26 protein-coding genes are annotated in these 20,543 nt (G+C 66.6%); 25 read left to right on the forward strand and 1 reads right to left on the reverse strand.

Annotated features, from left to right (window positions below; genetic code table 11):
- The first annotated feature begins 55 nt into the window (after positions 1-55).
- The 5 genes from ABN401_RS07755 (at position 56) to ABN401_RS07775 (ending at position 4,125) form a co-directional block, all read left to right on the forward strand.
- Positions 56-1,096, forward strand: coding sequence for a DUF7146 domain-containing protein (locus ABN401_RS07755; protein WP_349684267.1), 1,041 nt, complete (start codon positions 56-58; stop codon positions 1,094-1,096).
- Positions 1,097-1,402: 306 nt separating this feature from the next.
- Positions 1,403-2,335: a DUF2493 domain-containing protein gene (locus ABN401_RS07760; protein ID WP_349684268.1), complete on the forward strand. Its 933-nt coding sequence runs from the start codon at positions 1,403-1,405 to the stop codon at positions 2,333-2,335.
- A gap of 238 nt (positions 2,336-2,573) precedes the next feature.
- Positions 2,574-2,741, forward strand: a complete 168-nt coding sequence (locus ABN401_RS07765; protein WP_349684269.1) for a hypothetical protein — start codon at positions 2,574-2,576, stop codon at positions 2,739-2,741.
- Positions 2,742-2,780: 39 nt separating this feature from the next.
- Positions 2,781-3,305, forward strand: a complete 525-nt coding sequence (locus ABN401_RS07770; protein WP_349684270.1) for a hypothetical protein — start codon at positions 2,781-2,783, stop codon at positions 3,303-3,305.
- A gap of 496 nt (positions 3,306-3,801) precedes the next feature.
- On the forward strand, positions 3,802-4,125 hold the full coding sequence (locus ABN401_RS07775) for a DUF736 domain-containing protein (RefSeq protein WP_349684271.1): 324 nt from the start codon (positions 3,802-3,804) through the stop codon (positions 4,123-4,125).
- 125 nt (positions 4,126-4,250) lie between these two features.
- Here ABN401_RS07775 and ABN401_RS07780 read toward each other — a convergent pair whose 3' ends face one another.
- The gene (locus tag ABN401_RS07780) at positions 4,251-4,472 is read right to left on the reverse strand and encodes a helix-turn-helix domain-containing protein (RefSeq protein ID WP_349684272.1); all 222 of its coding nucleotides are present in this window, start codon (positions 4,470-4,472) and stop codon (positions 4,251-4,253) included.
- 173 nt (positions 4,473-4,645) lie between these two features.
- Between ABN401_RS07780 and ABN401_RS07785 the strand changes: the two genes are divergently transcribed.
- From ABN401_RS07785 to trbJ, 20 genes are all read left to right on the forward strand, one after another.
- The gene (locus ABN401_RS07785; protein ID WP_349684273.1) at positions 4,646-4,900 is read left to right on the forward strand and encodes a DNA -binding domain-containing protein; all 255 of its coding nucleotides are present in this window, start codon (positions 4,646-4,648) and stop codon (positions 4,898-4,900) included.
- A 160-nt stretch (positions 4,901-5,060) separates the two neighbouring features.
- Complete coding sequence (locus ABN401_RS16350; RefSeq protein WP_432763529.1) at positions 5,061-5,279, forward strand: transcriptional regulator domain-containing protein; 219 nt, start codon at positions 5,061-5,063, stop codon at positions 5,277-5,279.
- 70 nt (positions 5,280-5,349) lie between these two features.
- Positions 5,350-5,811, forward strand: a complete 462-nt coding sequence (locus ABN401_RS07790; RefSeq protein ID WP_349684274.1) for a DUF2285 domain-containing protein — start codon at positions 5,350-5,352, stop codon at positions 5,809-5,811.
- Positions 5,812-5,951: 140 nt separating this feature from the next.
- On the forward strand, positions 5,952-6,146 hold the full coding sequence (locus ABN401_RS07795) for a hypothetical protein (RefSeq protein ID WP_349684275.1): 195 nt from the start codon (positions 5,952-5,954) through the stop codon (positions 6,144-6,146).
- Between the two features lie 560 nt (positions 6,147-6,706).
- Positions 6,707-6,994, forward strand: a complete 288-nt coding sequence (locus tag ABN401_RS07800; protein ID WP_349684276.1) for a helix-turn-helix transcriptional regulator — start codon at positions 6,707-6,709, stop codon at positions 6,992-6,994.
- Positions 6,995-7,051: 57 nt separating this feature from the next.
- Positions 7,052-8,053 carry a replication initiator protein A gene (locus ABN401_RS07805; protein WP_432763530.1) on the forward strand — a complete coding sequence of 334 codons (1,002 nt, stop codon included), beginning with the start codon at positions 7,052-7,054 and terminating at the stop codon, positions 8,051-8,053.
- A complete protein-coding gene (gene parA, locus ABN401_RS07810; protein WP_349684277.1) occupies positions 8,050-8,688 on the forward strand; it encodes a ParA family partition ATPase in 639 nt (212 codons plus the stop codon). The genes ABN401_RS07805 and parA overlap by 4 nt, the downstream gene beginning before the upstream one ends.
- Positions 8,685-8,927, forward strand: coding sequence for a hypothetical protein (locus ABN401_RS07815; RefSeq protein ID WP_349684278.1), 243 nt, complete (start codon positions 8,685-8,687; stop codon positions 8,925-8,927). Before parA ends, ABN401_RS07815 begins: the two co-directional genes overlap by 4 nt.
- Positions 8,924-9,388, forward strand: coding sequence for a DUF2840 domain-containing protein (locus ABN401_RS07820; protein WP_349684279.1), 465 nt, complete (start codon positions 8,924-8,926; stop codon positions 9,386-9,388). The genes ABN401_RS07815 and ABN401_RS07820 overlap by 4 nt, the downstream gene beginning before the upstream one ends.
- Positions 9,385-9,915 carry a S26 family signal peptidase gene (locus tag ABN401_RS07825; RefSeq protein WP_349684280.1) on the forward strand — a complete coding sequence of 177 codons (531 nt, stop codon included), beginning with the start codon at positions 9,385-9,387 and terminating at the stop codon, positions 9,913-9,915. The genes ABN401_RS07820 and ABN401_RS07825 overlap by 4 nt, the downstream gene beginning before the upstream one ends.
- Positions 9,912-10,655 (forward strand): lytic transglycosylase domain-containing protein, encoded by a 744-nt coding sequence (locus ABN401_RS07830; RefSeq protein ID WP_349684281.1) that lies wholly within the window; start codon positions 9,912-9,914, stop codon positions 10,653-10,655. The genes ABN401_RS07825 and ABN401_RS07830 overlap by 4 nt, the downstream gene beginning before the upstream one ends.
- 247 nt (positions 10,656-10,902) lie before the next feature.
- Entirely contained in the window at positions 10,903-12,660 is a 1,758-nt protein-coding gene (locus ABN401_RS07835; RefSeq protein ID WP_349684282.1) for a relaxase/mobilization nuclease domain-containing protein, read from the forward strand.
- A 48-nt stretch (positions 12,661-12,708) separates the two neighbouring features.
- On the forward strand, positions 12,709-13,122 hold the full coding sequence (locus ABN401_RS07840; protein ID WP_349684283.1) for a hypothetical protein: 414 nt from the start codon (positions 12,709-12,711) through the stop codon (positions 13,120-13,122).
- Positions 13,123-13,216: 94 nt separating this feature from the next.
- Entirely contained in the window at positions 13,217-15,208 is a 1,992-nt protein-coding gene (locus ABN401_RS07845; RefSeq protein WP_349684284.1) for a conjugal transfer protein TraG, read from the forward strand.
- Entirely contained in the window at positions 15,205-15,654 is a 450-nt protein-coding gene (locus ABN401_RS07850; protein WP_349684285.1) for a CopG family transcriptional regulator, read from the forward strand. The genes ABN401_RS07845 and ABN401_RS07850 overlap by 4 nt, the downstream gene beginning before the upstream one ends.
- Positions 15,655-15,838: 184 nt before the next feature.
- Positions 15,839-16,759, forward strand: coding sequence for a P-type conjugative transfer ATPase TrbB (gene trbB, locus ABN401_RS07855; protein WP_349684350.1), 921 nt, complete (start codon positions 15,839-15,841; stop codon positions 16,757-16,759).
- Positions 16,756-17,073, forward strand: coding sequence for a TrbC/VirB2 family type IV secretion system protein (locus ABN401_RS07860; protein WP_349684286.1), 318 nt, complete (start codon positions 16,756-16,758; stop codon positions 17,071-17,073). The genes trbB and ABN401_RS07860 overlap by 4 nt, the downstream gene beginning before the upstream one ends.
- The gene (locus ABN401_RS07865) at positions 17,073-17,345 is read left to right on the forward strand and encodes a VirB3 family type IV secretion system protein (RefSeq protein ID WP_349684287.1); all 273 of its coding nucleotides are present in this window, start codon (positions 17,073-17,075) and stop codon (positions 17,343-17,345) included. Before ABN401_RS07860 ends, ABN401_RS07865 begins: the two co-directional genes overlap by 1 nt.
- 9 nt (positions 17,346-17,354) lie before the next feature.
- Entirely contained in the window at positions 17,355-19,796 is a 2,442-nt protein-coding gene (gene trbE, locus ABN401_RS07870; RefSeq protein WP_349684288.1) for a conjugal transfer protein TrbE, read from the forward strand.
- Complete coding sequence (gene trbJ / locus ABN401_RS07875) at positions 19,793-20,539, forward strand: P-type conjugative transfer protein TrbJ (RefSeq protein ID WP_349684289.1); 747 nt, start codon at positions 19,793-19,795, stop codon at positions 20,537-20,539. The genes trbE and trbJ overlap by 4 nt, the downstream gene beginning before the upstream one ends.
- Positions 20,540-20,543: the final 4 nt, after the last annotated feature.

Consider the following 20,543-nt stretch of genomic DNA (forward strand, 5'->3'; position numbering starts at 1 on the left):
CCATCGTCCCTCGGGCCCGCCAGCGATGGCGGGCCCTTTTCGTTCAGGACGCACGATGGCTGAGACCGCATCCAAGCTGGCGCGTCGTCTCGCTGATCAGGCTGAGGCGGTATGCCGACAGTATCTGTCCAAGGGTCGGCGCGAGGGCCGCTACTGGCTGGTGGGCGACGTCCAGAACGCGCCCGGCCGCTCCCTCTACGTCAGGCTGGGTGGCGGCGAGCCAGGCGGGGGCGCGATCGGCAAATGGACCGACGCCGCCACGGGCGAGCATGGCGACCTTCTCGACGTCATTCGCCAGAGCTGCGGACTGACTGATTTCAAAGATGTCGCTGACGAAGCGCGCTTGTTTCTGAGCCTGCCGCGGTCGAGGCCTCAGTCGTCATCGCAGAGCCAACGGCCTCGCGCCCCCACCGGTTCGCGACAGGCCGCGAGGCGACTGTTCGCCATGTCGAAAACGATTCTGGGCACATCCGTGGAAACGTATTTGCACGGACGCGGGATTACGGATTTGCACGGAACCGCTTCTCTGCGTTTCCACCCCCGTTGCTACTACCGCCCTGACGAGACCGCGCCGACGCAGACTTGGCCGGCAATGATCGCATCAGTGAGCGACCTCAAGGGTGAGCAGACAGGGGCGCACCGGACCTGGTTGTCACCCGATGGCCGAGGCAAGGCTCCGATCGAGACGCCCAGGCGCGCGATGGGTGAACTGCTCGGACATGCGGTTCGCTTCGGCGCGATCGACGAGATCATGGCGGCCGGAGAAGGCATCGAAACCGTCCTCTCACTCCGACAGGGTTTGCCCGGTCTGCCGATGGCCGCAGCGCTCTCGGCCGCCCACCTCGCCGCCATCGCGTTCCCGGAACCGCTGCGCCGGCTCTACATCGTGCGTGACAACGATCCGGCAGGTGACGCGGCACGCGATGTCCTCATCGCGCGCGCCCAGGCCGTCGGGATCGAGGCACTCGTGCTGTCTCCTCGCCTGAGTGATTTCAACGAGGATCTTCGGCACCAGGGGCTCGACAGCATCAGATACTCGACGCGGACGCAGCTCGCACCCCAGGACGTCGCCCGTTGCATGGGTGCGGCCGCCTAGATCGGTAGACCTCGAGTGCGATTCATCGCGTCACCGGCACAAGGGTGCCTCCGCCAAAGGGACCACGACCCGGCCTTCGAGAGGGCGATCGGCCGACACCCGGCGGAGCCGCGCAAAGCCTCCGACCGGCTATTTTCCGGCGCGCGGACAAAGCCGCGCTTTCCATCGCGAGACAAAATAGCCGGCCTTCGTCCCCCTCCGCTCGCGCTGCGGCCCTGGCTTCGCTGCGGGTGCGGGGCCCCGCCGTTCGCCGGCTTTCGTCGCCAGAAGGCCGCGAGGGTCGCGGTCAGACGGACGGAGCCTACCATGAGTGAGCATGACGAATTCGAACCCCGCCACGCGGCGTCATCGACCGATCACGTTTTGACGGAACTACAGCTTTACGGCTACCGCCCCTTCGACGACGAGCCCGACCCGAGACCGCTCCCGGACGGCCACCGCGTCGCCGGCGCCATCGCCGATGTCTTCGACGCCTTGGTCGGCAGCCTTGAGGACACCCGCCTCGAACCCGACCTGGAAGACCTGCTCTGGTCGACGGTCAACCTCTTCCACCGCGCCACCGACCGCTTGGAGGGCGAACTCGACGACAATGAACAAGCCCAGCGGCGGGCCCAGCGCGAGCAGGACGGCAGCGAGGTCAAATCCGTCGAACTCGAGCGTCTCACCGCCGAAGGCCAATCCTTCGTGGAACGTCGCGACGCCTTCGAACTGATGCGAGACCAAGCTGCAGAGCACTACGAGCGCCAGGTCAGGAAGACGTGGCGACCCCGCACCGGGTCGATGGTCAACCATCGCGCCCTCACCTCGGCCCTGATCGATTCGCGTGACTTCCTGTCGGCCAGGAAGCGCGCCGAGCGGCAGGTCTTGCTGCCCGCCGGTCCAAAGGTCGCCTTCACCGGCGGAGCCGACTGCAACGATCACCAGATGATCTGGGCCACGCTGGACAAGGTCCACGCCAAACACCCCGACATGGTGCTGCTGCATGGGGGCTCGCCCAAGGGCGCCGAGCTGATCGCCGCCAAATGGGCCGACACCCGCAAGGTGCCCCAGATCGCCTTCAAGCCGGACTGGACCCGACACGGCAAGGCGGCGCCCTTCAAGCGCAACGATCAGATCCTCGATGTTCTGCCGATCGGCGTCATCGTCTTCGACGGCAGCGGCATTCAGGACAACCTGGCCGACAAGGCCCGCAAGCTCGGCATTACCCTGTTTGACCTGCGCACAGGCGGAGGGGGCTGAAGCCTGATCAGCGAGGGGTTGCGGCGTCAGGGCTCCTGAACGCGATGTTCAACTCCACTCTCACGCGCGGTCCTTGGTTCGGTTTCGGCCTTCGACGATCAACCCATGAAGGGTCCGCCAAGCGAAGCTTGCGGCCGCGCCGACATCAGAGCCGTCGCGGTGATCGCGGCCGACACCCGAACACTTCGGGCGCCTGTCGAGCGGAGATGGCCTCCGCTCCCAAACAGGAGCCGATCCGATGTCCAACCTCAGCACAGCTCAAGCATTTGCCTGGAACCTGGCGACGACCCTGATGGTCTGCGTGGTTCTCTTCCACTGCGACGCTGGCTACGGCGTCATGCCGGTCGCCGACTACGACGGCGATACAGCCAGCGTTATCCATGAATACGATCCGTTCGCGATCTAACGAACACCTTACGCTGCGGCTTCGGAGATCCAGAAATGGATGTTCGAGGTCGCGGCCGGTATGCTAAAATCTTACCGATCATTGCGCTGTGGAGGTGGTGGAAGCGCGTCCTGGAACCCCTTTGAATGGGAGGACGCCATGTTCGTCACCGCCTTTCTGAGCCTCGCCGGCTTAGGCTTCATGTGTTGGCTTTTGTTCAATCTCGCCGTCTATGCCCTGCCGGTCTTTGCCGCCTTCACGGTGGGCATGGCAGCCTATCAGTCGGGGGCAGGGGCCTTCGGCGCCCTCCTGATCGCCCTGATCACTGGGGCCGCGACCCTCGTCCTCGGTCAGAGCCTGCTGACCTATGTTCATCGGCCCTGGCTTCGCGGCGCCATCGTGCTGGCGTTCTGCGTCCCCGCCGGAATCGCCGGCTATCACGCTGTCTATGGCTTGGCCGGCGTAGGCGACCCGGGGCCGGTCTGGCGCCAACTGTTCGGCCTTACGGCGGGTCTCGTCATCAGCCTTGTCGCGGCATCACGACTTTTGATCCGCACGACATCGGGCCCGATGCGGTCGCAGTGAGGCGTCTCAGGCTGGGTGGGGTTGCGAACCAGCACCGCTTCTCTCCAACTCGTCAAGCGTGCCGGACGGATGCCGTTGCCGGGTTGGGGAGCGACCATGCACCTGCCCTTTTGGGCGCGCGGGCAAGTCGCTGTGCGCGTTGGCGTCTGTCGGGCTTGGCGCGGAACGAGAGGTTTGCCACGCCTCCTTGAGAGGTGTCTGTCAGCCCGCGGCCCAACCCGTCCTCTTCTTGGCTTGATCTGACCGCGGTCGGCTTCGCCTCGATCGCCTGAGTGCAACAGAGCCTTTGGACTTTCTTCCCCTGACCTCGCCACCCCCCGCCGCGAGCGGCGCGAGGGTCCCGGCTTGGTCATTCCTCGCGCGACAAGAAAGTCCGCCGTCTCAGTCCGCCGCTCTGCTTCGGGCCTTCGGCTGCGTCGTCGATCGTCCCCGGTCTTGCGATCGCCATCGAGGCCGCGATGGGCGCGGGTTCGAGACAGACCAACAGGAGACTATCATGGCCACCATCGGCACCTTCAAGAAGTCCGGCAACGACTACACCGGCGAAATCGTCACCCTCAGCGTCCAGCAAAAGGGCGTGCGCATCACCCCGGTCGAAACCCGCGCCAACGAGAACGCCCCTTCCCACCGTGTCATGGTGGGTCGAGCCGAGATCGGCGCCGCCTGGAGCAAGCGATCCAACGAGGGCCGCGACTATCTGGGCCTCAAGCTCGACGATCCCAGCTTCAACGCCCCCATCTTCGCCAACCTGTTCGATGACGAAGACGGCGAGGGCTACAGCCTGATCTGGTCCCGCCCCAGCAAGCGCAGCGCGGACTGACGCCTGAGACGCCCCGCCCGCGATCGGGCGGGGCGTTCTCTCTGGCTCGGAGGCTCTCAGGCTTTACGGGGTTGCGACGTCGCGGATTCACGGACCTCCGGCTTTGCGGAACTCCGGCTTTCACCCTACTCAAGCAATCGCGCGGGTTGGATCGCCAAGGCTTCGCTGGCCGCCCAGATCGTCAGAAGGGTTACATTCTGAAGCCCGCGCTCCATGCTCGAGACATGGGCGCGATCAACACCCATGCGAACGGCGAGAGCGTCTTGGCTGAGGCCGGCGGCCTTGCGGAACCGGCGCAGATTCCCCCCAAAGATCGCGCGGATGTCCATCCCGACGATGGACACCATTCGCGTATTGTGGTGCTACGCATTATAATACGCGCAACAAGACACCACCTGCCGGGCTGCGACAATAAAGCCAATTCCACCGGGACGGCGTAGTGTCTTCGGCGTCGAACGGCGGGCCGACTGCCGATGCTTGCAATGGACCGGATCGGCAGATGGGACGGAGGCCAAACACAATGTCTGTTCTCGATAATCCGCCCGGCGGCGATCGCCTGACCGACTATGACCGGGCCATGGCCTCGACCTATCTCCGGCTGCTCGATGCGGACGCGGACGGCGCGGACTGGCGCGACGCCTCCCGCCACGTTCTAGGCCTTGATCCCTCGGACGATGAAGCCCGAGCGCGCCGCATCCATGAGAGTCATCTGGCGCGTGCGCGGTGGCTGGCCAACCAGGGCTACCGCGACTTCGTATGGGTCAAGTCCACCTAGTCTGGTTCGCGCCATCGCTCGACAGGATCGACGCCAGGCCACGTCGGAGTGATCGGATTTCGCGAACACCGCCCCTCAAACTCCATCGGTTGAAATTCAAACAGGCGCCACAATCCTAAGTCTTGTGGGGGCCTGTTCTGTCTGTTGCGTGGAGTAACCGATGTCGACCAAACGAGACTGGCGCGATCCAGCCCCGTACGAACTCATCGAGACCCTGTCCCCGTCCGATATCGCCTGGGAGTTTCTCCGACGCGACCCGGCCTACCAGAGGGACTTCCGGGCTGGCCTGAAGACCACGCCGGAGCAGGCCGACCAAGCCGCAGGGCATTGGGGGTTGCGATTTCGCAGCGGACCCGCAGCTGAATGCCGTCCAGGCTAAGGTGGTTTGGCGGGCCCGAGACGATCCCCGCGTCGTCACTCTTCTCGCGGCCGAAAGCTGGGCTCCACCAATGGGCGCGGACGATCCGCCACCCATTCTCGACAAGGTCGCCGATGACGGTCGGCATCTCCGGCTGGGCGACCCGCTTTGCGCCGCCCGCCTCGTCATCGCCCCTTTGCCAGCGCCGGATGATCGCCCCTTGGCCATCCTCCCGCTGGACGACCACCTCATGCTCCGCGTGGAGGCTGTGCAGGCGCTCTGGCGGATCCTGTCCGGTCGCCCGTCCGGTCGGCGCGCGGCTCTGACCAAACAGCGGAGGCGTCGCCTGGCGCAAGCGCTCCGCGCCGCTGACGCCAAGATCGCCGGCGCGACAAGACGGGAGATCGCAGTCGCCCTTTTCGGTCCCCGCGCCGTCCCAGCTGGTCAGGCTTTTGACGACCACCATCTCAAGAGCCGAGCCGCGCGTCTTGTGAGGGATGGCTTGGCGATGATCGCCGGCGGCTATCGAAACCTTCTGACGCCGTCGCATTAGACGTTGAGAGGGGACTTTGGGAAAAGCCCGTTCGCATAAACCCCGGTCAGTGGGCTTTATCGAAAGCTAGGCCGGGCGCTGCCACAAGGCGGGACCCACGCCGCAGTCCGTAGGACACTGGCCGCCTCGGCCACGATGTCGTGAATCGCGCCGCCTTCTCCCGCCAACATCCTCTCCGCGACGGCCAACTTTCCGCCGATGTCCTCGAGCGCGACCGCGCGGCGTTTGGCGAGCGCCTCAAGGCCGCTATCGCGCATCTCAAACAGCGGGTCGAGCTGACGGTCGACCTCCGCCATCTCCAGCGCGAGTCCGTTGGCTTCCGGGTCAATCGATAGGGGCCGACGCGACGACCGCCGCCTCGCGCGTGCGTCCAACGCGGCCCATCGGCCCGTCAGAGCTTCAATCGTCGCGTCGATGGCCAGCCAGACGGCGCATTGAGCCGCCACGCCCGGACGCGCCGGGCCCGTCGCGCAACCCACGATCGGCAACGCTGCCGATCCGCTTAACACCGAGCGCCTTGAAAGACCCGTTGGAGCCTTCTTTCGATCAGGCATCGGCAAAACTCGAGCGTGAGGACAGAGGTCACAAAACGATCCTCATCTCAATGGCTCGTCCAGATATATTTGAATATATTCAAATATATTTCGGTATTCCGAGCGGTGTTGATATCTCCCCGCCTCGCAGAACCCCACTTTCCAACAGACTTCGGCTTTGCTCCGCCAGTCGCGTGCAAAGACCTAGAACCAGCGACGCGCCCATCCCCGGGATAGACGTCGCCGGGTCGTAGACGACCCACCGCTTTTCGACCCGCCTCTTCGCCGCCGCCCTTCGCCAGGCTGCTTTTCGACCGACGCCGACCTCACCCGGCCGCCGTCTCGCATCGAAAGGTACGCCCATGTCCGCCGTCGCCGCCAACGGCCTGCCGCCCCGCTATCTGCGCACCCCGGAGGCCGCGCGCTTCCTCGGTCTGTCGGGCCGCACCCTGGAAAAGCACCGGACCTATGGCACGGGCCCGCGCTATTCGAAGCTCGGCGGTCGTGTCGTCTATCGGCTCGACGATCTGCAGGCCTGGGTCGATCGAGGCTCGAAGAATTCGACCAGCGACGACACCGGCGACGAGGTGCTCCCCGCCAAACGCCACGCCGCGATCTCGCCGGCCTATGCCGGCCAGGCGCGCCGCTGAGCCATGAGCGCCCGACACCGACCTAGGCGTTCCGAAGGGCTGATCTCGCGCAAACAGTTGGACCTGTTCCGCGCCCTGCCCGGAGATCTCGCGCCGCGTGATGCTCAGGATCTGATGGCCTACCCGTTCTTCAGCCTAGCCAAGACCCCCCGAACTCGGCCGATCGATTTTCAGGCCGGCGGCGTGACCATCCGCGTCGAGGCCGTCGCCGAGCACGGCATGGCGACGATCTGGGATGCGGACATCCTGATTTGGGCAGCCAGCCAGATCGTCGAGGCGCGCGACCACGATCTGCGGACCTCGCGCTGGATGGCGGCGACGCCCTACGAAATCCTGACCTTCATCGGCCGTGGCACCTCGTTGCGGGATTACCAACGGCTCAAGGCCGCTCTGGATCGGCTCCAGTCGACCACGATCGCCACCTCGATCCGTCAGGTGAGCGAGCGGCGGATGCATCGCTTTTCCTGGGTCAACGAATGGAAGGAGCGGCTTGATCGGGACGGGCGACCGCTCGGCATCGAACTGATCGTGCCCGACTGGTTCTACGCCGCCGTTCTGGACGACGCCCTCGTCCTGACCATCGATCGGGCCTATTTCGATCTCACGGGCGGGCTGGAGCGGTGGCTCTACCGCCTGGTCCGCAAACACGGCGGACGCCAGCGCGCTGGTTGGCGGTTCGACTTCCAGCACCTCTACCTGAAGTCTGGCGCGCTCTCGCCCTTCAAGCGCTTCGCCTTCGAACTGCGCGACATCATCCGCCGCCAGCCGCTCCCCGGCTACGTACTGTTCATCGAGGTCGAATCGCGCGGTCGCACCCTCCTGGCGTTCGAGCCCGCACTCGGTGGACAGGCTGTGGACGCGGTCGTGCTATCAGGAACCCCGCCTATCGTGCCATCAGGAACCCGAGCCTCGTGCTATCAGGAACCCGAACAGGCCTTAAGTCTCGACAGCGTCAGCGGAATCCCGGCTCTTAACTTAGAGTCTAACTCAGACTCTAACTTCTTAGAGGCTGGGGGCCCATTACCGGCCGTTGCCGCCGGGCCGCGGGTGCGATCATGATCGTCGCCCTCCTCAATCAAAAGGGCGGGGTCGGCAAGACGACCCTCGCGTTGCATCTCGCCGGAGCCTGGGCCGGGAAGGGGAAGCGGGTCGCGGTCATCGACGCGGACCCGCAGGCTTCCGCCCTGGATTGGGCGGAACAACGCACTCGGGAGGGGCTGCCGCGGCTGTTCGGCGTCCTCGGTCTGGCGCGCGAAACGCTCCACCACGAGCTTCCCGACGTCGCGGGCGGCTACGACCATCTGGTCATCGACGGGCCGCCCCGCGTGGCGGGAATCGCCCGTTCGGCCCTACTGGCGGCCGACCTGATCCTTATCCCCGCGACGCCCTCGCCGTTCGATGGCTGGGCCTCGGCAGAGATGCTGAGGCTTCTTCAGGAGGCGCGCGTCTTCCGCCCCGAGCTGCGCGCCCGGCTCCTGCTGAACCGCTGCGCGATGGGCACGGTGATCGCGCGGGAGACGGCCGATCTACTCAAGGACCACGATCCCGCCGCTCTCGACGCGCGGGTCGGCCAACGCGTCGCTTTCGCCGACACAGCCCGATCGGGCCGACTGGTCAGCGAGGTCGCGGCGGGCGCCCGCGCAGCCGACGAGATCGCCGCTGTCGTCGATGAGATCGACCAGGTGTTGGCATGAGCGGTACGGGTCCCAGGCGGGGGTTCGCCGCGCGCCCGACTCAGCCGGACGCCTGGGTCAGCGCGGCCGACAGGCCCGTGATCACGCCGGCCTACACCGCGCGCCTGACCATCGACGTCACGCCGGCGCTGCGCGCGCGGATCAAGATCAGCGCGTTTCAGCGCGGTCAGACCGTCGCGGATGCGATCCGGGCGCTGCTGGAACGAGAGTTTCCGGAGGACGGGGGAGGAACCCCGTGACCGACCTCACGCGCGTCGAACTCTTGCATGATGAAGGACGGATCGAACGCTGGATTCGCTTCGGCCGTGCCGCGACCGAGGAGATCCTCGACCGCCGACGCCGGGCCCTCTGGTTCGCGCCCGGCGCGGTCTTCGCCTTCGTCCGCTGGGCGGCAAACGACTACGGCACAGCGGTTTCCCGGATCGACATCATGCGCGCCGTGCGCGCTGGCGAACCGCTCACGACGGTGCCGGGCGTGAGCCCGGGCGGCGAAGTCTACCTCCGCCTCAACGGCTGGGCGCGCGTCGAGCGCGTGCTTCAGGCGATCGATCAGGTCGAGACGCTCGACATCGATCCTGTTGAGGCCTGCCCCGACCATTGGCGGCACATCGCCAACCGCCTTTCCGCCGGCGAGACGCCTCGGGCTTACAGCCTCGAGCGTCATCGCGCCTGGCTGCTCCGACAAGGAACAAGCGAATGACCGAAGACCGACCGTTCGCCTGGAAGACGCTCGTCACCGCCCAGATTGTGACCAGTCTGGTGGCGATCTCGATGTTCGTGGACCTGCCGACGCGACTGGTCTGGAACGCCTCCGCCAGCGTGCCGATCGGTCTCTACGCCGTTGGGCCGATCAAAGCTCTGGAACGGTCGGCGCTCGTCCTCGTCGAGCCGCCCACGCCCCTCGCCACCCATCTCGCGCAGCGCGGATACGTCGGCGCGGGAGTGCCGCTCTTGAAGCGGATTGAAGCTCTCCCTGGTCAGACTGTCTGCCGCACTGGCGCTCGCGTGAGCATCGACGGCTTCCCCGTGGCCGAGGCTCGAGAGCGCGACCGCCAGGGCCGCCCGTTACCGCGCTGGACGGGATGCTGGACGCTGCGCGCCGGCGAGGTGTTCCTGCTCAATCGCAATCAACCGGCGTCGATGGATGGACGCTATTTCGGTCCGCTTCCGAGCTCCGCCGTCATCGGCGAGGCGCACCCGATCTGGATTCCGGAGGTGCGCCGATGAGCGCTTTTCCTTCCTCGTTCCGGCCATCTTCGGCGCGGAGCATCCGCTCTGAAATCGTCGCCGCCGTCGCAGTTGCGCTGCTGGTCGGCTCAATTAGCCCCGCGCACGGACGGGCAAGTTCACGGCCCGCGCCAGCGCCCGAAAGAGCGGCCGATCCCATCGCTGCGGCGATCTCCGAAGCGTCCATCCGGTTCGCCGTGCCGGAGCCGTGGATCCGCGCCGTGATGCGCGTCGAGAGCGCGGGCAACGTCGATGCGGTGTCCCACGCCGGCGCGATGGGATTGATGCAGGTCATGCCCGACACCTACGCCGAGTTGCGCATCCGGCACGGCCTCGGGAGCGATCCATTCGACGTTCGCGACAACATATTGGCGGGCACGGCCTATCTGCGTGAGATGTTCGACCGCTACGGTTCGCCGGGGTTTCTGGCGGCTTACAATGCCGGCCCTGGGCGTTGGGAGCAGCACATTTACGGCGGCCGCCCTCTGCCTGGAGAAACGACCCGCTACCTCGCCAGGCTCGCCCCTCGCGTCCAGTCGGCCGACCCGAGTACAGCCCTTCCAGCCTCTCCACCGCGCCCTCCACCGCCGCTGGAATCGGGAATCTTCGTACAGTTGGGATCGACCAACGTCGCCGCTGACAGACCCGACGATACGTCTTCCAGCGACACGAACGCCCCGTTCCCCACGACCGCCAACCCGCTCTTCCCGGTCGGCGCATCCTCTCCCAGGCCGCGGTGAGCCGCGTGGTGGCAATTCGCACAGTGGCGCGAAGGAGCGTGGAGACGGTCGGATTGCAGCCTGATCGACAGGGGATCGAAGGCAGAGGGCAAGATAAAAGCCCTGCCAGCGGCGAGGGGCTATGCGGTTGGGGCAGCGAGACATTTTCGTCTGGCACAGGTCCGGCCCCTGCCAGACGTCCAGGACGTTTCTCGAATACCGTCAGAGCCTTAGTCGCCAGACACCGTTCTTCGCGGGCTTCTCTCCCGTGAGCCGGTCCGACGACCAGCTGCGCATCCGCCCGGGCCGCGTTCGCAGCAAGGGCAGTTCCGCGGGCAAGGCCAGGAGCTTCGTCGGGCAAGTCCTGCGCGCGGCCCAGAAATCGGGTCATATCGGCAAGCGTTTCGGCGGCTCTAACGGCGGTAAGTCCAGCTTCGGGCGCGGTCGTTTCGCGGCGGCCTCGGCGGCGATGCGAGGCCAGTCGCGCCGCGTCGTCATCAAGACACGCGTGGCCAGACACAGCGGCGCACGGTTTCGATCGGCGCCGCTCGCCACCCACATCGCTTATCTCGAACGCGACGGCGCCGGACGCGACGGCAAACCAGGTCGTCTCTTCGATGCCGAGCATGACGACATCGACGGCCGCGCCTTCGCGGATCGCTGCGAGGAGGACCGCCACCATTTCCGCTTCATCGTCTCGCCCGAGGACGCCGACCAGATGGCCGATCTTCAAGGCTTCACCCGCGACCTGCTCCGTCAGGCCGAGACCGACCTCGGCACGCGGCTCGATTGGGTGGCCGTGGCCCACCACAACACCGACAATCCACACGTCCATATCCTGGTGCGCGGCAGAACGGATGACGGCGCCGATCTCGTCGTCAGCCGCGACTATATCGGGCGGGGGCTGCGCAGTCGGGCGGAGGCCCTGGTTTCGCTCGAACTGGGACCGCGCACGGCGCTCGAGATCGAGGCCGGGCTCCGCCGCGAGGTGACGGCCGACCGTTGGACCCGTCTCGACCGCGCGCTGCTTAGCCACGCCGACGAGACCGGCGGCCTTATCGATCTCCGGCCTGGCAGTCCTGCGCTCGCAGACGCGGCTCTGCGAAATCCCTTGCTCGGCCGAGCTCAGCACCTGGAGCGGCTGGGCGTCGCGGAGCAGATCGGCCCCGCCCAGTGGTCCCTTGCCAGCGACGCAGAAGCGACCCTCCGGGCGCTCGGCGAGCGCGGTGACATCATCAAGAGGATGCACCGCGTGCTCAGTCGGAACGGACAGGCCCCATCGGTGGCCGACTTCGCCATTCATTTCGAGGATGCGCCCGCGGTCATCGGCCGTCTCGCCGAACGCGGGCTACAGGACGAACTCTCAGGCTCCGCCTATGTCGTGATCGAGGGTGTCGATGGCCGCGCGCATCACCTGCGATTTCCCAGTCTCGAGACGACGGGTGACGGCAACGTCGGCGCGGTCGTGGAAGCCCGCCCGTTCGAGGGTGCGGATGGAAGGCGTCGCATGACGCTATCGGTCCGGTCGGATCTGACGCTGGAGGAGCAGATCGCGGCGCCGGGAGCGACCTGGGTGGATCGCCAGCTGGTCGGCCGCCACGACGCGCCCGCTGCAGTCTCGGGCTTTGGCGCCGAGGTCCGCGAGGCCATGGAACGGCGCACGGATCATCTCGCATCGGAGGGTCTGGCCCGCCGCACCGGAGAGGGCGCCATGTTCTCCCGCGATCTGCTCAGCAGCTTGCGCCGGCGTGAACTGGACGCGACGGCTGCAAGGCTGGCCAGCGCGACCGGCCTAGCCCATCAGCCATCCGCCGAGGGCGACCATGTCTCCGGCGTTTACCGCCAGCGCGTCAATCTCAGCTCCGGCCGATTCGCCATGATCGACAATGGGCTCGGATTCGAACTCGTGCCGTGGAAGCCTGCCTTGGAGCAGAAACTGGGCCAGCAGGTCTCGGGCGTGATGGCGCCGGGTGGCGGGGTGGACTGGAGCTTCGGAAGAAAACGCGGTCTGGGTTTGACGGCCTAGACATTGTCTCACACTACGACCATACTATGAAGATAGTAGGAGCGTAGTATGATACCGACCCATGTTACTCCGTACCGCCATGGCGAACTCCGCATCGGATGGGCGTCTTGGGACGACGGCACATTCAAGGACCGTTCGATCAAATGGGCCTACCGGGACGCTAGCGGAAAGATTTCGCGAGGCTCGCCCGAACTGCCCTTCGATATCCTGCTCGATATGGTCGACCTGGCGCTCGCTCAATCTGAGGTGCCGAGCGCCTTGCCGTTGCTCGGCCCCAAACCGCGCGCGGTAAGCCAACTCTCGAAGCCAGAACTGAGTGAGGAGCGAAAGATGCTCGCCGCTCGGCTCACGCACATGCAAGCCCTCGTAATGGACCTGCCGTGGGCCAACTGGCAGCCAGTCTATGATCAGGTGGGCGCCAGATATGACGAGGTGAAGACGGAGTTGGCCAGCAGACCCTAGTCGACCACGCCTAGCGTAGGTTTTTCCGCGCCAGTCTGCGACGGCGAACTCACAGGCCTTGCGATTGGCGGCATCGCGGGCATCGCATCACCGCATGTCTGCAACCCGCATCCTGTGGGGCCAGGTGCTCCTCGTCGCCCTTATCGCCTTGGCCTCCGTCTGGGGCGCGACCCAGTGGACGGCCTGGCAACTCGGGTATCAGCCCCAGCTCGGTAGTCCCTGGTTCATGGTCGGAGAACATCCGATCTACGCGCCGCCGGCCTTTTTCTGGTGGTGGTATTGGTTCGACGCCTATGCGCCCAAGGTGTTCTACGCGGGCGCGGTCATCGCTTCGATGGGCGGCTTCGTCTCAATCGCGGTCGCCATCGGCCTGTCGGTCTGGCGCGCCCGCGAAGCCAAGAACGTCACCACCTATGGCTCTGCGCGCTGGGCCACAGCGAAGGAGCTGCGCCGCGGCGGCCTGCTCGGCGACGCCGGCGTGATCCTCGGCAGCTTCGCGCGTTCGTATCTGCGGCACGACGGACCCGAGCATGTGCTGTGCTTTGCGCCGACCCGCTCAGGCAAGGGTGTCGGCCTGGTCATCCCGACCCTGCTCACCTGGCCGGGAAGCGCCATCGTCCATGATATCAAGGGCGAGAACTTCGGCCTCACCGCCGGATGGCGTGCCCGCTTCAGCCGTGTGCTGCGCTTCGACCCGACGGACACCCGGTCGGACCGCTACAATCCCTTGCTCGAGGTTCGCCGCGGTCCCTCCGAGGTGCGAGACGTCCAGAACATCGCCGACATCCTGGTCGATCCGGAGGGGGCGCTGGAGAAGCGCAACCACTGGGAAAAGACCAGCCACGCCCTGCTGGTCGGCGCCATCCTCCATGTGCTGTACGCCGAAGCGGACAAGACCCTCGCGGGCGTCGCCAACTTCCTCTCTGATCCGAAGCGGCCGATCGAGACCACCCTGCGCGCCATGATGACGACGGCTCACCTCGGAGAGGAGGGCGTTCATCCAGTCGTCGCCTCGGCCGCCCGCGAGTTGCTGAACAAGAGCGAGAACGAACGCTCGGGCGTGCTGTCGACGGCCATGTCGTTCCTCGGCCTCTATCGCGACCCCGTCGTGGCCGAAGTGACGAGCCGATGTGATTTTCGCATCACCGACATGGTGGAGTCCGTTCGTCCGGTCAGCCTCTATCTGGTCGTTCCGCCTTCGGACATCTCTCGGACCAAGCCGCTGATCCGGCTCATCCTCAACCAGGTCGGTCGGCGGCTGACCGAAGAGTTGGAGGCAAAGGGTCGGCGGCACCGGCTGCTGCTGATGTTGGACGAATTCCCAGCGCTGGGCAGGCTGGACTTCTTCGAGTCCGCCCTGGCCTTCATGGCCGGTTACGGCATCCGATCCTTCCTCATCGCCCAGAGCCTTAATCAGATCGAGAAGGCCTACGGGCCCAACAACGCCATCCTCGACAACTGCCATGTCAGGGTGAGCTTCGCGACCAATGACGAGCGGACCGCCAAGCGCGTCAGCGATGCGCTCGGCACTGCGACCGAAATCCGCGACGCTCGCAACTACGCCGGTCATCGGCTGTCGCCGTGGCTCGGACATTTGATGGTCTCGCGTCAGGAGACTGCGCGCCCGCTCCTGACGCCGGGTGAGGTGATGCAACTGCCGCCGACCGACGCCGTCGTACTGGTATCCGGCCTCTTTCCGATCCGGGCGAAGAAGGCCCGTTATTATGAGGACGGGCAGTTGAAGGCCCGGCTCCTCGCGCCGCCCCGGCTTGAGAGCCGAGCGTCCTCGGAACGACAGGCCGACGATTGGAGCGCGCTGGCGCCCATCGCCGTGCCGCCCCCTCCACCGTCTCCGTCGCCGATAACGGAGGCCGATGACGCCGCGAACGCCGGCATCCGGCGCGAGCCCGAGTTGCCTGTCCACGAGGCGGTCACTCCAGAGCCATCCCCGCCGATCGGACGCGAGTTCGACGGCCTGGACGACGAGCCGGACGATGACGCCGTACGGGCGCGAACGCTTCAGGGTGGGGTGGGGGCGCTCGCGCGGCAGGCCTCGCTCGACCCCGACGACGGAATCGCGCTTTGAAGCCTCCCGCCCGCATCAAGCAGACATTCCGATTACGCGGCGATCTCAGCCGCGACCTCGCCGACTACGCGCGGCGGAAACGGGTCGCCCAGGGCGCAGTCGTTGAAGCCGCGCTCGCGTCTCATCTGTCGCCTGACGGCGCCGATCGGCTGGAGGCGGCGCTCGCGCGCCGGCTCGACCGCATGTCGCGCCAGATCGAGCGGCTGGAAAGACACCTCGGCATCAGCAACGAGACGCTCGCACTGTTCATCCGGTTTTGGCTCACGGCTGTTCCGCCGTTGCCCGACACCGCTCAGTCGGCGGCCCAGGCCAAAGGTCGGGAGCGCTTCGAGGGCTTCGTGGAAACCTTGGGGCGGCGTCTGGCCAAGGGACGCAGCTTCGCGGACGAAGTGACCCGCGATCTGGTGCGGTCCGAGAACATCGCGCCGATGGCCGACGAGGACTAGGCCGTCACCTGCCAGTCATTGCGCGCCAGCGCCCTACGACGCCGCAGCGACTGTTGAACCCCCCTCATCCAGGCGCTTCTTGATCGACCCTGCTGAGACGTTCGCCGCGCAAGCGGTGGGAAAGTTGGGTTCGCTCGTGACGACCATCGCCTTCCGTTCTGAGAGTTTCGCGCGTGGCGCGCGGATGCTGCGCACGGCGCTCGGACCGGACATCGCCGGCTTTCTCGACGATCCCGGGGTCGTCGAGGTGATGCTCAATCCCGACGGCCGGCTATGGATTGACCGGCTGTCCGCCGGGCTGGAGGACACCGGCGCCCGGCTGAGCCCAGCGGACGGCGAGCGGATCGTCCGCCTGGTCGCCCACCATGTCGGGGCCGAAGTGCATGCAGGAAGCCCGCGCGTTTCGGCCGAGCTTCCCGAGACAGGGGAGCGGTTCGAGGGATTGCTGCCGCCCGTGGTGGCATCGCCAAGCTTCGCGATTCGCAAACCCGCCGTCGCCGTGTTCACGCTCGGCGACTATGTCGACGCCGGCATCATGTCGGCGGACCAGGCCGAGACGCTCTGCCTCGCCGTCCATGCCCGCAAGAACATCCTGGTGGCGGGCGGCACGTCGACCGGCAAGACCACCCTGGTCAACGCCTTGCTTGCCGAGGTCGCCAAGACCGGTGACCGGGTCGTGCTGATCGAGGATACCCGCGAACTTCAGTGCGCCGCGCCCAATCTCGTCGCGCTCCGCACGAAAGACGGCTCGGCCACCCTGACCGATCTGGTCCGGTCGGCGCTGCGCCTGCGTCCCGACCGCATTCCGATCGGCGAGGTGCGGGGCGGCGAGGCGCTCGACCTCATCAAGGCCTGGGGAACCGGCCATCCCGGCGGCGTCGGCACGCTGCACGCGGGAACTGGGATCGGCGCGCTGCGTCGCCTTGAGCAGCTTGTGCAGGAGGCCGTCGTCACCGTGCCGCGGGCCCTGATCGCCGAAACCATCGACGTCATCGCCGTCCTGTCCGGTCGAGGCTCGGCCCGCCGCCTCACCGAACTCGTCCGCGTCGAAGGGCTGGGCCTCGATGGCGACTACCACCTCACCCCCGCAGGAGATCCGTCATGACCCCCTTCGTCCGCCGGCTCACCGGCGCCGCCACGTTCGCCTTCCTGGCGATCGTCACCGTCCCGGCCTATGCGGCCGGCTCCAACATGCCGTGGGAAGCGCCGCTGCAGTCGATTCTGGAGTCGATCCAGGGTCCGGTCGCCAAGATCATCGCCGTGATGATCATCATCGTGACCGGGCTGACTCTGGCCTTCGGCGACACCTCGGGCGGCGCCCGCAAGATGATCCAGATCGTCTTCGGCCTGTCGATCGCCTTCGCCGCCAGCTCCTTCTTCCTCTCCTTCTTCAGCTTCGGCGGCGGGGCCCTGGTCTGATGTTGACCGCCGACGAACCCGCGGTCGGCTTCTACGCGCCGGTGCGGCGTAGCCTCACCGAGCCGATCCTGCTGGGCGGCGCGCCGCGCGCCCTGGCGATCATCAACGGCACGCTCGCCGCCGCACTCGGCTTGGGCCTGCGGCTGTGGCTGGCGGGGCTGCTGATCTGGCTCGTCGGCCACATGGCGGCCGTCTGGGCGGCGAAGCGCGATCCGGCCTTCGTCGACGTGGTGCGTCGCCACCTCCGTTACCCCACCCATTTCGGCACGTGAGGAGGGCTCGTGCTGAACCTCCGCGAATACCGCAACAAGCCCCAGAGCCTGACGGATTTCCTGCCGTGGGCGGCGCTGGTCGGCGAAGGCGTCATCGTCAACAAGGACGGGTCATTCCAGCGCACGGCCCGGTTCCGGGGGCCGGACCTCGACAGCGCGACCCCAGCCGAACTGGTCGCCACGACCTCACGCCTCAACAACGCCTTGCGGCGGCTGGGATCCGGCTGGGCCGTCTTCGTCGAGGCGCAGCGTCACGCCGCCGGACCCTATCCGTCCGGTGCCTTTCCTGAGGCTGTCTCCAATCTGGTGGACTTCGAACGCCGCGCCCAGTTCGACGAGACCGGCGCGCATTTCGAATCCTCCTACTTCCTCACCCTGGTCTGGCTGCCGCCTGCCGAGGACGCTGCTCGAGCCGAGGCCTGGCTCTACGAAGGTCGCGATGGGCGCGGCGCCGATGGTCGAGAGCAACTCGCCGGCTTCGTCGATCGAACCGACCGCGTGCTCAATCTGGTCGAAGGCTTCATGCCCGAGGCTGCCTGGCTCACCGACGTCGAGACGCTGACCTATCTGCACTCGACCGTCTCCGGCCGTCGTCACCGCGTCCGTGTCCCCGACACGCCGATGCACCTCGACGCCATCCTCGCGGACGAGCCTCTGATCGGCGGTCTCGAACCGCGCCTCGGCCAAGCCCATCTGGGCACGCTCACGGTGATGGGTTTTCCGTCTCAGACCTGGCCCGGACTGCTGGATGACCTGAACCGTCTGGCCTTCGACTATCGTTGGGTGACCCGCGCCATCTGCATGGACAAGACCGATGCGGCCAAGGTGCTCGGCCGCATTCGTCGCCAGTGGTTCGCCAAGCGCAAGTCCATCGCCGCCATGATCAAGGAGATCATGACCAACGAGGCCTCGGCCCTTATGGATTCCGACGCCGCCAACAAGGCGGTCGACGCGGACCTCGCGCTTCAAGAGCTCGGCTCGGATCTGGTCGGGACGGTCTATGTCACCGCTACCGTGACGGTGTGGGACACCGATCCACGGATCGCCGACGAACGTCTGCGTCTGGTCGAGAAGGTCATCCAGGGTCGCGACTTCACTTGCATGGTCGAACGGGTCAACGCGGTCGAAGCGTGGCTGGGTTCGCTGCCCGGCCATGTCTATGCCAACGTCCGACAGCCCCCCATCTCGACGCTGAACCTCGCCCATATGATGCCGTTCTCGGCCGTGTGGGCCGGGCCGGAACGGGATGAGCACTTCGATGCGCCGCCGCTGTTTCTGGCCAAGACCGAAGGATCAACCCCGTTCCGGTTCTCGCTCCACGTCGGCGACGTTGGTCACACCCTGGTCGTCGGCCCGACCGGCGCGGGCAAGTCGGTCCTCCTGGCGCTGATGGCGCTGCAGTTCCGGCGTTATGAACGCGCCCAGGTCTTCGCCTTCGACTTCGGCGGTTCGATCCGGGCTGCGGCCCTGGCGATGGGCGGCGACTGGCACGACCTCGGCGGTTCGCTCACCGACGACACGACCGAGCCCGTGGCTCTACAACCGCTGGCGGGAATCCACGCCGCCGATGAACGGGCATGGGCCGTCGAGTGGATCGCCGCGATCCTGGGTCGGGAGAAGGTCGTCGTCACCCCGGAGGTGAAAGAGCACCTCTGGTCGGCCCTCCTCAATCTGTCGTCGGCGCCCGTCCCGGAGCGGACGCTGACGGGGCTCAGCGTGCTCTTGCAGAGCCAGCCGCTGAAGCAGGCGCTCAAACCCTATTGTGTAGGCGGTCCGTGGGGCCGACTGCTCGATGCCGAGGCGGAACGGATTGGCGACGCCGATGTCCAGACCTTCGAGACCGAAGGATTGATCGGCACCGGCGCGGCCGCCGCGGTTCTCGCCTACCTCTTCCACAGGATCGAACGGTGCCTCGACGGTCGCCCGACCTTGCTGATCGTCGACGAAGGCTGGCTCGCCCTCGACGACGAGGGCTTCGCCTCGCAGCTCAGGGAATGGCTCAAGACGCTGCGCAAGAAGAACGCCAGCGTCATCTTCGCCACCCAGAGCCTGGCCGACATCGACGGTTCCGCCATCGCCCCGGCGATTATCGAGAGTTGCCCGACGCGGATCTTTCTGCCCAACGCGCGCGCGCTCGAACCTCAGATCGCCGGCGTCTACCGCCGCTTCGGCCTCAACGATCGCCAGATCGAAATCCTCAGCCGATCGACGCCCAAGCGCGACTACTACTGCCAGTCGCGGCGCGGCAATCGGCTGTTCGAGCTTGGTCTGGGCGAGGTTGCGCTGGCCTTCACGGCCGCGTCCTCCAAGTCCGACCAGGCGCTGATCGCCCGGCTGATGGCCGAACACGGCCCTGACGGATTCGCCCGTGCCTGGCTCGACGCCAGAGGCGCGGCCTGGGCCATCGACCTCCTTCGTCAACCCCAACCCGAACAGGAGACCGTCCGATGAAGACCCGTGCCCACACCCTCCTCACCGCTGGCGTGGCCGCGCTCGCGCTTCTCAGCGCTTCCGCCCCGACCCACGCCCAGGTCGCTGTCTATGATCCGACCAATCACGTCCAGAACGTGCTGCAGGCGGCGCGCGCCCTCGACCAGATCAACAACCAGATCGCCAGCCTCCAGAACGAGGCCCAGATGCTGATCAACCAGGGGCGCAATCTGGCGAGCCTGCCCTATTCCTCGTTGCAGCGGCTGCAGTCGTCGGTCGCGCGCACCCAGCAACTGCTCGGCCAGGCGCAGCGCCTCGCCTATGACGTCCAGCAGATCGACCAGGCCTTCACCACCACCTATGCGCCGGCCACGGCGGGGACGTCGAACCAGGCGATGATCGCTTCGGCGCGCGAGCGCTGGCAGACCTCGGTCGGGGCGCTTCAGGACGCGCTTCGGGTGCAGGCCGGCGTCGTCGGCAACATCGACACCAACCGCGCCGAGATGGCGGCCCTGGTGTCGTCGAGCCAGTCCGCCACCGGGGCGCTTCAGGCCACCCAGGCCGGCAATCAGCTCCTCGCGCTTCAGGCGCAGCAACTCGCGGACCTGACGGCGGCGGTGGCGGCGCAGGGTCGGGCCGCGAGCCTTGAAGCGGCGCAGCGCGCGGCCGCACAGGACCAGGGCCGTGAGCGTTTGCGCCGGTTTCTGACACCTGGCGCGGGTTACCGTCCCACCAACGTCGATATGTTCCCGAGCCAGCGATGAGCTT

The sequence above is a fragment of the Brevundimonas aurifodinae genome, assembly GCF_040195595.1.
Lineage (GTDB): Bacteria > Pseudomonadota > Alphaproteobacteria > Caulobacterales > Caulobacteraceae > Brevundimonas > Brevundimonas aurifodinae.